The following is a 12,972-nucleotide window of genomic DNA, read 5'->3' as shown; positions in this document are numbered from 1 at the left end:
GGGCGCCTCAGACGGTGATGCCGCAGGGAATCCTGTCGGGCCGCAGGACGGTGTAGGGGACCTCGGCCTTCGCGTTGCGAGCCTGCACCACCGCGAGCCGGGCGCGCAGCCGGTCCTGGAACCTGTCGCGGATGGCCGCGAGCTCCGGCTCCTGGAAGTAGTCCTCGCGCCAGCCGCTCTCGTGGAGGAGGAACTCCTCGTCGTCACCGAAGCTGGACAGGGCCCGGCCGATGGCGACCTGCCAGAGCGCCTGGGATTTGGTGGGAATCATCGCCGTGATGTCCTCGGGGCCGATGACGCCCTTCTGCCTCGGCGGCTCCCGGCGCAGGCAGAGCGGTGCGTTGGGCACGAAGGCGTAGTGCTCGTACTGGAGGTAGTTCACCGCGGCGTGATGGACGCTGACCGTGAAGAGGACCGTGGTCAGGATGTCCACGAGGTCCTCGACGCGCCGGAGCTCCCGGCAGGGCAGCTTCTCGACAGGCAGCCCCCGCGCGGTGAGGTCCGCCCACCAGCGCTGCATCTCCACGTCGGCCGTGAGGTCGGCGTCGGACCGATAGAAGTGCCGGAGCACGCCACCGACATACTCCTCGAAGGCATCCCACAACGGCAGGGCGTCGTCCCGGTAGGGGTAATAGGGGAGGACGGCGGGGTCGAGGACACCGCGGCGCTCGAGGTCCAGGCGCGGATTGTTGTCGGACAGCTTCCAGCGCTGGAAGCCCTTCTTGCCCAGCTGCAGGTGCCCCTTGTCGGGACCGCCGGTGGCGATGAAGTCGTCGAAGACGGCACCCTCGGAGAGCAGGCCCTTTCGCGCCCCCTCGTTGATGGCGAGCGTGTAGCGGAAGTGGCGGCGGAGCAGCTTGTAGACGGGGTGCGGGTCCGGGAGGTTTCGCATCGTCGCCATGACGAACGGCTCCGCCACGAAGTGGGTCCGCAGCGCGTGCCCTACCATCTGGTGGGTGTTCCCCTCGCTGCAACGCAAGGAGACCTTCGCCACCAGCCAGTCGTACTCGCCGTCATTGGGCGTGAAGACCGGGGCGGTCTCCGGCTCCCTCCCGAGCTGGATGGCGATGGGCCGCAGCTGGCGCGTGTCGTCCAGGTACAGCAGGCACCGGGACGCAGGCGCCCAGCGCCGCTCCTCGACGCCATCCTCGCCAACCTTCCGGAACATCCGGATGTCCTCGAGGATTTCGAAGTCGAGCAGGAAGACGCGCTTCGCCTCGAAGGCGCGCGCCAGCGTGTCGCCCGGCGCCAGCAGGCCGTGGACGTCCGCGTCCGACAGGGGCATGCCCGCGGGCAGGTGGGCGATGGATTGGATGTGGAGGGGATTGATGCCCTGGACGGCCTGCCGCGCGAACTCCAGGTCGTCCTTCCAGCGCGGGGCGAGCTGGGGCGTCTCGATGGCCTTGAAGAAGTCGAAGATGTCGACGAGCCCGTTCCAGGCGCTGGACAGCAAGGGCAGGTGCAGCTTGATGGCGGCCACCGTCTTGGCGACGACGACCTCGTAGCTGCCCTCGCTCAGGCCCCGGTACAGCTCGTCCTTCGGCAGCGGCCGCTCCTCGCGGATGTCGAGCGCGCCGGGAAGCTCGGCGGTCTCCTCGGCGGGGCGCCAGCCATACATGCGCTGGCGGACCTGGAGCTGCTCGTGGCGGGCCCGGGCCTCGCGCTCGCTCTTCACCTGCTGCGGCAGCCGCGCCGAGCCCTCCAGGACCTCCGTCGTCGAGCCGCCCAGGACCCACCGGTAGAAGGGGAAGAACCAGCTCCTGCCGCCCGACCTGACCCAGACGGTGTCGAGGAGCCAGTCTCCCGCGACGCCTCCGGAGTTGCTGAACCGCAGCAGCACCAGCTCGCCCACGTCCTCCGCCGAGATGGCGTAGACGTCCTCGGCGCCGGCCTCGAAGTCATTGTGGAAGCGCTTGTCCAGCGTGTGCGGACCGCTCTCTCCCCGCGTACCGACCAGCACGACGGAGATGGTGGAATCCGTCCCCGAGCCGAGCCGCGCGTCCGTGCGAATCGTGAGCCTGTACTCGACAGTCATTGCACCCTCAGGTTGACACGGGGCCGGACGGTAGGTCGGGAAAAGAAGACACTGCAAGCCGTGGTACTCTCTACGGAAAATGCTTACAGCGCTGCGACGCCTGATGGTGTCCCTGGGGTTCGAGGGACGGGGGAAGGGCAACGAGGTCCTCGAGCCCGAGGAGCTTGCCCGGTGGTACTCCAGTCTGGCGCTCGAGGAGCGGCTGGCCCTCAGCCGTGAGCTGGCACCCCGCGTCCGCGCGACCCGCACCCCGAGGGAGCCCGCGAGCCTCCCTGCCGTCGCCGTGGGGCGCATCGTCTTCCAGCAGGACGGCCCCCACGGCCCCATTCCCTTGCATCACCTCAAGGTCGAGCTCTGGGACCGGGACTTCGGCGCTCCCGACGACTTCCTGGGCGAGTGCTTCACGGACGCCGAAGGCGGCTTCTCCATCCGTTATGACCCCGCGGATGCAGGCGCTGGAGACCTGCCCGACCTGGAGGTCCGCTTCTTCGAGCCCCAGCACACCTTCCGCGAGGATGGCCGGGTGGTGGAGACCTGGCGGCGCATCGGCTCGGAGCAGGGGCCTGACAACCATGGTGCGCTCCACCACGACTTCGGCACCCTCCGGCTGCCCTACTGGGAATATGAGCCGGGGACACCGCTGGCCCGGTTGCTCGTGACGGAGGAAGGGACGCCGCCGACCGCCTATGCCCCGGGGCGGGCCCTCGCGATGCTGAAGGCCGTCGCCCCCATCGAGCTCATCAAGCGCCAGCACCTGCTCCAGGCCCGCCTGGGACACGCGCCGGACCTGGACCGCATCCAGGCCGACTACCCCGAATCGATGACGGTCCGCATGGAGAGGGAGGCGCCCGGCTCCACCCGGAGTGACGCCTTCTTCGGAGAGCGGCTGCTCAACGGCATGTTCTCCACCCTCCTGGACAGAGACCCCGAGGTCCCCGGGGACGCCCAGGCCTTCCGGCTCTACCTGCCCTGGAACGCGTACGAGCAGGATGGCGTCCACTGCCTGCCCGACGTGGACGTGAGGCTGCGGCTGGTGGAAGGCCGGCTGCTGCCGGTGCGCATCATCCTGGGAATGCGGGAGCCCGGTGCGACGGCGCCCGGCTCGCCCGTGACACGCCGGACCTACACGCCCGCGGATGGCGCGGACTGGGAGGCCGCCAAGCGCCTGGCCCGGGTGGGCGCGACGCTGGACACCGAGCTGGGCAACCACCTGGGGCAGTGCCACTTCAACGTCGAGCAGTACGCCATCGCGGCCCACCGGAACCTGCGGCGCAGTCCCCTGCGCTGGCTGCTGATGCCCCACCTGCGCGAGGTGGTCCTCATCAATCACGCGGCCAGCGGGTTCCTCGTGGGGCCGACGGGCTACATCACCCGGGCCAGCGCGCTGACCGAGGGGGGCATCGAGACGCGGCTGCAGCATCTGCTGGGCAGCTACGACTGGCGGGGCTTCTCGCCCGCGCCACCCGTGTGCGAAGGGCACCGCTACGCGCGGGCCGCGGGGCTGTTCTGGAAGGTGCTCGGCGAGCACGTCGATACCTTCTTCGCGGAGCACGGAGCCGAGGTGGAGGCGCAGTGGCTCGAGGTGCGCCGCTTCTCGGACGACCTCGTGGCCCACTCCGCGCCTGCCTTCGTGTGCCGGTACCTTCGGGCGAAAGTCCCGGGGAAGGACGCTCCCTGGTTCGTGCGCTCGGAGCGCATGAACCTGGATGAGAAGGTGCTGGAGCCGACGCCGAAGGCGGTCAGCGCGGTGAGCCGGACGGACGTGCCCCAGCCGGGAGAGCTGGACGCGCTCAAGCAGCTCTGCCGCTACGTCATCTACTTCGCGACCTTCCGGCATGCGTGGGCCAACAACCTCCAGTGGGAGGACGCTGGCGAGGTGCTGTACACCTGCCTGGGGTTGCGCTGGGGTCAAGGCGGGGCGCTGTCGACCGAGGCGGACCTGGACGTCGCCCCTCCGCCAGACGCGGCCACGGAGATGCTGTGGATTTCCTGGATGCTCTCCAAGACGAACTACGGCCTCCTCCTGTCCAACGAGGAGGCCGACGTGCACCCGCGCTTCGTGGAACTGCTACGCGCCCAGGGCCCGGCGTTCGCGGCGCTCGGCCTGGACATCCGGACGGTCAGCTCCCGCATCAACATCTAGGCAGGGGTTGAGAAAGTCTTTGCGACTCATGGGCCCTTCGTCCGTTGAAAAGACAGCTCGCCACCACGACACCGTGGCCGTCCCCGCCTGTCCGGGGACGCGCGAGCCGAGCTGCTACCGACAACGGGAGACGACATCAATGACTTCTCAGCATGTGGGAATTGCATCCAGGGGCAAGTGGCGGTGGAGCACGTTCCTGTTGGCGGCGATGGTGGGCTGTGGCCCCTCCACGGAAGCGCCGGCCCCTCAGGAGCCGCCGGACTCGATGGAGGCCGTCGAGCAGGATACCGCGCGGCTGTCGCCTCCGGCGGGATGTACCGAAACCACCCTGGGTGAGCTGAAGAACGGCACCGAGCTGACGCCGGTGCTCTGGGGCTCGCAGCCGACGTATCGCGGTGAGTTCACCACCAACCTGGGCGACCCCACCGTCGCGGACACCGCCCGCATCCGGCTGGATGTGAATACGGGGCCGGGCCTGTATGATTTGTCGGCGGGCGGCACCAACCTCTTCAACTGCGAGCAGTGTGTGTGGGGTTTCCAGGACGCCGGCAGGGCCGGGCTGCAGAAGATGTTCGTCGCCGAGTCGGGATTGCTCCTGCTCGCGCTCAAGGTGTCCCCGCAGCAGACGCTTGGCGCGCTGGCGAATGTCGTCCTGCGTGAGGCGGTGACGGCGGCGCCGACGGCGGCGCCGTACACGGGCAGCGCGCCGGTGCCGGGTGGCGAGTGCCGGTGGATTCGCTTCGCGACGTGGAACACGGTCCGCGAGGCCGGGTGTGACCCGCGCGAGGGCTCGCTGACGGCGAACATGCCGGGCACCACCTGCGTCCCCAGCAACTCCGCGGCCGACGATGGCACGCTGGAGCAGTCGCTGGGCACGAAGACGCAGGGCGAGGCCTGCACGTACACGCCGGCCGCAACCGAGCACGCGCTCGCGTCGACGGACTGCGCCCGGGGCCATGCGTGCACCAGCGCCTACTCCGAGGAGCGTCAGTGCCTGGCCACCTGTGACTTCATGGCGCCGAACCCCGGCTGCCCGAGCGGCACCGTGTGCGGCGTCTACGGCCTGTGCATCCAGCAGTCCGTCATGGAGCCCATTGGCTTCGCCTTCAGCCCCGCGCTCATCGGTGAGACGTGCCCCGGCGGCTTCGCCGAGTTCTGCGGCGTGGAGGGCGCGCGGGGCGTCTGCGCGGACGTGACGGGCTCGGGCACCTCCGTGTGCTACCGCTACGCGCGCGCCCGCTCGGAGTGTGGCCCGGGTGAGGAGCTCGGCTACGCCAACTACCCGCTCGCCAGTGGTGGCAGCGACCGGACCTACGGCTTCTGCTACCCGGACGGGCGCTGAGCCGCGGCACTGCCCTGCCCGGGTGCCGGCAAGGCCCGGGCAGTCCCGGGGAGACCGTTCTACCGGGGGCCTCCACCCGCCCTGCGCGCTGGAAGGCCAAGGCGACGATGTGGCGTCCCGGCAGCTCGAGCGCCGAGGCGGCACACCGGCGCTACTTCGCAGCGCGCATCCTCACGGCCCGAGCGGAAGACCTAGCCCGCCGCCCCCACGAAGACCCTCCGCGCTGCGGAGGCAGCCGTGGAGGGGCTCAGCAGGTCAGGGAAGCCCTGAGGGCGCGCGGGTGGAGGGACGCCTGACGCCCGCGAGCCAGTTCAATGTCCGCCCTCCCCTCCGGCCCGAAGCTCGTGGAGTCCCAGGCCGGAAGGGCGGGCCAGTGGGCCCTCATGTCGACGTCACCCGCCGCGTGAGGCTCACCCGTCACACACCTCTTGGCCACTCACGCAGCGGGCGCTGCAGTACGCGTCCGAGTCGCACCAGTTCCCGCCGCAGGGGCCGTCGAGACAGACCTCGAAGTTCTCCTTGCAGTTGTAGCTGATCACAAGGGAGTCCCGGTTGGACCAACTGGTGGTGCTGCGTGCGGGGTCGCACACCTGGCAGGTGTTGCTGGGATTGACGGTGCCAGCGCTATACGTCACGCCGCTGATGGTGCAGCCGGTGGGCGGAGGCGACGTGGAACAGGAACTCGACACTCCGTCACACGTGACGCTGGGAGGGCTCCCGGTTGGCGCGGCGGAACAGGCGCTCGCGCCCGAGCAGGTCCGGCTGGTGCCGTCCGAGCAGTACACCGTGACGTAGCAGCCGCTCGTGGCGGACTGCTCAATGGACTCCATGAAGGGAGCCTGCTCACCTTCTGGCGGGACGCAGCCAGCCGCCACCATCAGCACGGCCAGGACAGACAGCTTCCGCATGTGCACCTCGGGGGGGGTAGGAGGGTACGCAGAATGTCTGAAGCCATTCTTGGAAGTCAATTCTGACCAGGCTCGCGGGGGCACACGAAGATCCCAAGCTGAGGATGGAGGTGGATGAGAAGCTCGCCTGGATACTGCTCAACAACCCTTTTGAGTTGGGAGTGGAAGTTCTAACCGTCCACGGATCTACGAACGCGCGGGTTTCCCAGGTCCTTGAGCGCCTTGGGCCGGGTCAGGGCAGGTCGGGGCCGTATCTTTCATCCAGTTTTCTGGCTCAGCATTGCAAGTGACGCCTCACTTCCACTCACTGGTGCCGGACGGCGTTTTCGTTCCGCAGGAAGGCGGCGTGCGCTTCGCGCCGTTGCCGCCGCCCACGCAAGCAGAGGTGGAGCAATTGCTGAGGGGGTGCGCCACCGGGGGCTGCGGCTGTTGGAGAAAAGAGGAGCCTTGCCCGCACCAGGGCATGAGGACGCGCTGCAGGCGTACCAGGCGCACGCGCTGCAGCAGCGACTGCGCTGGACGGAGGTGGACGTGCGGCCCCTCCCCGAAAGCAACCCCCGGTGCGCCTTGCTGGAGGGCTTCTCTCTGCACGCCAACACGCACCTGCACGCCAAAGACAGGCAGAGACTGGAGCGGCTATGCCGCTACGGGACGCGCGGCGCTCTGGCGATGGAGCGCTTGTCGCGCGCGGAGGACAGCCGCATCGCCTGGCGGATGAAGCGCCCGCTGCCCGACGGCACCACGCACCTCTTCTTCACCGGGCTAAAACTTTTACGGCGTGTGGCGTCGCTGGTGCCTCCGCCTCGGACAAACCTCACGAGGTTCCACGGCGTCTTCGCTCCAGGCGCGAGACTGCGGCCATTTCTGGTCCCCCATGCAGGTGCGGAGGAGGCGAGGGTGGCGCTCCCCCAGGCAGGTGCGGAAGAGGTGAGCGTGGCGCCCCAGGCAGCGGCCAGGAAGGAGCCGCTGAAGGAGAAGACGCCGCGAGTGGACTTTCGCGGAGTTGCTCAGGAGGACGTTCGCGTTCGACGTGTTCGCGTGCGTGAGGTGTGGAGGCAGGCGGCGGGTGCTGGCGTACGTGAAGGAAGCGGGAAGGGTGCGCGCGATTCTGGAGCACCTGGGCTTGCCCACGGCAGGTGCGCGCTTGGCCCCGGCGCTAGAGCCCCCACAGGCCGCGGGTGTTGAGGCTCAAGCCGCCACAGCAAAGAGAGCCAAGCCCCTGCCGCGCACCTCATCGGAGCGTGGCTAGGGCCGGCGTGTACCCAAGGGGGCTCAAGCGGCCTCTCCACCGGCAGCGCTCACTGCTCGGGCGGCCCTCGTCAGCGGCCCTCCTCGGCTCCTCCACTCCAGCCTTCACCCTCAACATGGCTTCTATCCCGCCCATACGCTGCTGGCCACGCAGGTGATGTCGCGGGTGCGGGGCGTGGCGAGCGTGGACCTGCCACTGCGCGAGCTGTTCGGGTCGCCCACGCTGGCCGCGCTCGCCGCCCGCATGGACGCTGTGGCGGGCGCCTTCCCGGGGGCCGCGCTGGCCCCGCCGCAGCGGCCCGTGCCGAGCACCGGACCGCCCCCCTCAACCATGGCCCCCATTCCGTCTATAGTCTACGAACGACGAACTACTCTTATCGATAGGCGCACAATGCTGACCACAACAGATCGGGAAAACGAAAGGAGGCTGAAGGCTATACTCCAAGAAGAAAGCAATGCCTCTAAGCTCGAGAACTTAGCAGCTGCTCTGATCGGCCGACTTCTCGGCGTTACGGTCGCCGTCGCAAAATCAGGCTTCCAGCATGGTGGTGACGCCGGGCCAGCTGGACGACAAGGCAGACGGCTTCGAATCGAGTGCAAGAAATACAGCGACACCACCTCCCTCAGTGAGCGCGAGCTTCTGGGCGAAATCGACCACGCGCTATTCAGGGACGCAGCGTTGGAAGCTTGGATCCTTGTCGCTACGCGTGACGTGTCAGAGCAGCTTGAACAGAGCCTTTTCCATAAGGGCGAGTCGCTCGGTGTTCCTATCATCATCCTAGATTGGAAGCCCGATGGTCTTGCCTCGCTCGCCGCTCTCTGCGCGTCCGATCCCAACCTCGTCGAAGCTGAATTCTCTGCCGATGCAGGCGCACTTGCCCGAGCGCTGCAGCCCGTTTCGGCTGAAGTCGTAAAGCGTCTCTCACGCGACCTCCAGGCATGGAGCTTGGGATTCGAGGCTTTGAGAGCGGAATCGCTCAGAAAATTGGAGAAGATCTGGAGTTCTCAGAGAGCTTCCAACGCTGCCCTCGGACAGGACGTGGCCGGCGGCGCACGGGACCGGAAAGTTCGACGACGCGCTGTCCATGAACGCTTGGTGGCGTGGTGGAAGGATGCAGCCCCAAACGATGCGCCGGCCTCAGTCGTGGGATTTGATGGCGTCGGCAAGACGTGGGCGACGCTTGCGTGGCTGGTAGACCACAAAGACGAACAGCCAATTGTTCTCATTGTGCCGTCTTCAGCGATGGCGGAACTCACCGGCAATTCGGAAACAGCGATCAAGCGTTTTCTCGCAGACCGCCTGCATGAACTGACCAGCATACGAGACCGCGATCACTGGCTGCGGCGTCTGGAACTCCTCCTTAAGCGACCATGTGACGAAGGACCTGTCCTGACCGTCTTCTTCGATGGCTTGAACCAGGAACCATCCGTGCCGTGGTTGCATATACTAAAGATTCTGCAATCTGAAACCTTTGAACGGCGCATCCGGATCATCATCAGTACACGGAACCACCACTTAGACGATCGTCTCCACAAACTGCGCGGCCTCACCGTACCTGCGGTGCTCGTTCAGGTCGATCCGTACGATGTCTCTCTTGGCGGCGAACTCGATCAGATGCTGGCCTTCGAGGGGCTGACGCGAGGCGACCTCCACCCAGAGCTGATTGATCTGGCGCGCACGCCGCGCTTGTTCAAGTTGGTGATCAAGTTTCGAGACCGTTTGGTTGAAGCCGGCCAAGTCACCGTGCACCGCCTGCTTTGGGAGTATGGCCGAGACACGTTCGGCGACCGCGCCGGAAAGTCGTTTAGTGAGGAAGACTGGAGATCTTGGCTGCAGGAGATAGCGCGTCGCTACCGTGACGGCGTCCGGGCTTTCTCATTAAAAACGTTGGGTGAAACCACCGAGCGATTGGACCTGTCCGAACGCGAAGTCTTCGCAAGACTGAGCGACATTATTGATGGCCAGTTCACCGCATCTGGGCCAGCGGGCAGTCTTCAACTTAAGCCCACTGTCGTATCTCATGCACTAGGCGCTGCCTTGCTCTCGCATCTGGATGCCGTGCTAACGCAGACGTTCGCCACCATTGAGGCTGAACTGACTCGATGGCTGGATCCCATTACAGGGCTCGACCAACGGGCGGAGATTCTCCGCGCGGCGGTGTCCATCCTCGTGGAGCGCGGTGGGGCCACTGATACTCCAGTCGCTGGCGCGTTGGTGACAGCTTGGCTACAGACTCAAAACGTGACCGAGGCGCACCGGCGAGAACTGGCGGGATTGGCAGCGAACTTACTTGAAGCACTGCTCGATGCTGTTGAGCATTCGAGCACGCACACCCACGCGTCCGCCCGCCACTGGGCAGTGAACGCCCTTCGCGCGATTCCTCGTCCGAGTCCTTCTGCCCTCTCCGCAATCGTGGAGAGGGCTCGACGCTGGTTCAGCGTCGTTTCTCGCGGCGTCAAGCCCATTGAGCAGTCGCATGAGGAGTCTCGCAGGTACCGGTCTAATCGGTTTCTTACAAGAGTTGGCGTGGACACCTCCGGGCCGCTGAAGGTGCTCGGGCTGGATCTCCAGTTCGTTGATCGTGACGACGGCATACTGAGACAGACGGCGCCATCGATTCTGGAAGGATTCTCACTCGCCAATATCACTGCCGTATTCGAGGCCGCCGCCATAGCCATGGCTGCTGGAGAAGACATCCCGGGCTGGGACGGGCTGAAGTGGCTCTGTCTCCTCAACGAAATTGATCCCGCGCAAACGGCGGACGCTCTGCGGGCATTGTCAGATGCAGTAAAATTGCGCACACCGGAGGCCGGCGTGAATCCGGCGCTGCCCGTTCGTGCGGCGGCGCTGCTGCTGTGGTTGACCGGCGAGGAAAAGGACGACACGGCCGCAGTCGAGATCGATCCTGGTTTAGATCGCAGCAGTACATACGCGAAAGACTATCTGCCGCATCCGAGCAAGAGCTACTTTCCGCTGGAGCGGCGCCATGCCGAGGAAGCACTGAACGACACCACTGTGCGGCTCCCCGTTCGGGTTCAAAGGACGCATGAATTGTGGTTCGATCCAACATTCGTGCCACCGGCAGCTTTCGTGGAAGAGGTTCGCGCCGCTGCAGCTTCAGTTGACGTGGACAAAATTCATCGGCAGAACCATCGCACGTCCGAGGACCACGAATTCGAGGAACTGGAGCTGGTGTTGGCGCGGTGCGCGCCCGACCTCTTTGCTGACCTTGTATGCCGGAAGCTGCGGAGTTTTGCCACCTGCCCACTCGCCTCCCGATACTGGGATGCATTCCATGGCACTGCGCACCTCATCCTTGCCAAGGAGACGGAGGCCATGGCGGCGCAGACATTGCGACTCAGCGGCCGCGAAGAAGAGGGTCTTCACGAGCTTTATGCCGCCAATCAATTGCTGACATTAGAGCTATATCGCCAGAATGCGATTACGCAAGCGGAAACTATTATCAAGGCTGGTCTCAAGGACATCCTTCTAGGCCTCGTTCGAATCCTCCAACGACCTACGCCAGATGAGGTTGACACACTGATTGGCCGTTTTGGCACCGGCTCAGCGGAACAATTGAGCAGCTTCCTCTTACTAATATCCCTTCATCAGATTGCGTTTAGCGACTTTACTTGGTCTTGGCTCATGGGCTTCGCCGAAGGAACCGACGGTGATCTTCGTCGCTTCGCGTACCGAGCACTCGCAGGAGCGGATGCGAGGCGGTTCGGGCGCGCCTTGATGGAACGAGACTGGCACTGGTCCGCCGAGGCGGAACACTGGATCAACCACTTCGGAACTGGCGCTCTGATCGAAGGCACGACCGACCTGCCCTTCGAGCAGCTCGCGCCACGCTTGGCACCGTGGCGCCTCTTAGAAGCTGCGCGGCGGCGAGGAGGCCACCCAGCCGAACTCCGTCTCGCTGGCTGCATCATAGGTAGCTTCCTTGTAGCAGAGAAAGGCCAAGCCCCGGATATTGGCTCTACTCTGTCTGTAGACCTGACGGATAAGGACTCCGGATTGCTCAGGTTCTCTGTGACACCAAGCAGAAACGATGAGGACCCCAAGGTTTCGAATTCCAACTTGCACTCGTCCTCAAATGTCGAGGCCCAACTCAGGGCGCACGAGCGAGCCGTCGAAATAGCGGTCGAGCGAATCAGAGCAGCCAAGAAAGCGGGGGCAGGCCTCTTCTTGGAGAGCATTGACGCCAAAGACTTTGCGCCCGTTCTCCAACACGCACCAGACTTGGTGGAACAATGGCTGGAAGGGATGAACGGTCCCACGAGCGATTTCAAGCGCCGAGTAGGGCTCGCCGAATTTGCCTACCTTGCTCTGTGCGAAGCACTGTTGGGGCATAATGCCAGTGTTGGCGCGACTCTATGGCGAAGTCTTCGAACAGCTCTCAACACACGCATTGTTGGCCTCGCGAATGTGGACGAGATTATCCACATACTCTTCCGAGCGCCTGACACACCGACAACGGAAGAACTCCGCGCAGAGCTAATCGATCTTCGTTACTGCCACACTGACAAGGATTTCTTGAATGTTGCGCTTACCGCCACTATTAATGGGAAGACAGATTGGCTTTCAAGAGTCATCGAAGCGGACAAGGCGTCGTCTTTAGCTTGGCGCCGCAGGCGGGGCGTCGTCTTAGACGGATTCAGAGCAGGCAACAACCTGCCCGTAGTCGACGCTTGGCCGGAGGGCGAAGTTCAGACTGGCCATGAAGCACTGCGACGCAAGTCCGCTCAATGGCGCTACAGAGAGGCCTGTGCGCACCACTGGTGGCGTTCTTACCAAACTGCTACGGACAGCGTTGAGAGCTACGCAGCATGGGTGCTGTTCCAGCATTCGGCTGACCGTCGGGCTTGGGCCTGGATTAACCATAATACCCAATCAATTAGAAATGACGACGCTTTCTTCAGTCTGAAGATGGCTCACGCCCAGGTCAACTGGGACAATCTGAGCGGCGCCATGAAGAAGCGCGAAAAAAAGCTCGACAAACAATTTCTCGGCCGAAGGATATTTGAGGGACTAGGGCCTTGGTGGAATCAGCCCGATTAACATAGGCGGACGTTGAGTCCAGTAAGGCGAAAGTTTGCATTTGGCGTGCACATTGGCCAATTCAGTGCGTCATCCCAATACTGCTCCAGCGCGTCTGCTGAGTTCGCCTAGCCCGGATCGATCACGGGTAGAGGGGACACCGCGTAGCGACCGACCGATAACTGGAGAGTTCTCAAGGCTTTCCACCCATCGACAGGAGCTACGCGGTGAAAACAGAGTGTACCTCGAAGCAGC

Annotated in this window: 6 protein-coding genes; 5 read left to right on the top strand and 1 reads right to left on the bottom strand. The window is 64.9% G+C overall.

Features of this window, described 5'->3' with window-relative positions:
• Window positions 1-7: 7 nt before the first annotated feature.
• Window positions 8-2,035 (bottom strand): lipoxygenase family protein, encoded by a 2,028-nt coding sequence (locus G4D85_RS15990; RefSeq protein WP_164012815.1) that lies wholly within the window; start codon window positions 2,033-2,035, stop codon window positions 8-10.
• 103 nt (window positions 2,036-2,138) lie between these two features.
• Here G4D85_RS15990 and G4D85_RS15985 point away from each other — a divergent pair, with 103 nt between their 5' ends.
• From G4D85_RS15985 to G4D85_RS15960, 5 genes are all read left to right on the top strand, one after another.
• The gene (locus G4D85_RS15985; protein ID WP_240359309.1) at window positions 2,139-4,178 is read left to right on the top strand and encodes a lipoxygenase family protein; all 2,040 of its coding nucleotides are present in this window, start codon (window positions 2,139-2,141) and stop codon (window positions 4,176-4,178) included.
• A gap of 139 nt (window positions 4,179-4,317) precedes the next feature.
• Complete coding sequence (locus tag G4D85_RS15980) at window positions 4,318-5,520, top strand: hypothetical protein (RefSeq protein WP_164012811.1); 1,203 nt, start codon at window positions 4,318-4,320, stop codon at window positions 5,518-5,520.
• Window positions 5,521-6,072: 552 nt separating this feature from the next.
• The gene (locus tag G4D85_RS15975) at window positions 6,073-6,315 is read left to right on the top strand and encodes a hypothetical protein (protein WP_164012809.1); all 243 of its coding nucleotides are present in this window, start codon (window positions 6,073-6,075) and stop codon (window positions 6,313-6,315) included.
• Window positions 6,316-6,833: 518 nt separating this feature from the next.
• Window positions 6,834-7,613, top strand: a complete 780-nt coding sequence (locus G4D85_RS49450) for a transposase (protein WP_240359308.1) — start codon at window positions 6,834-6,836, stop codon at window positions 7,611-7,613.
• 238 nt (window positions 7,614-7,851) lie between these two features.
• Window positions 7,852-12,738, top strand: coding sequence for a hypothetical protein (locus G4D85_RS15960; RefSeq protein ID WP_164012807.1), 4,887 nt, complete (start codon window positions 7,852-7,854; stop codon window positions 12,736-12,738).
• Window positions 12,739-12,972: the final 234 nt, after the last annotated feature.

The organism is Pyxidicoccus trucidator, from assembly GCF_010894435.1.
Lineage (GTDB): Bacteria > Myxococcota > Myxococcia > Myxococcales > Myxococcaceae > Myxococcus > Myxococcus trucidator.
This window is presented reverse-complemented; position numbering and strand designations above follow the sequence as displayed.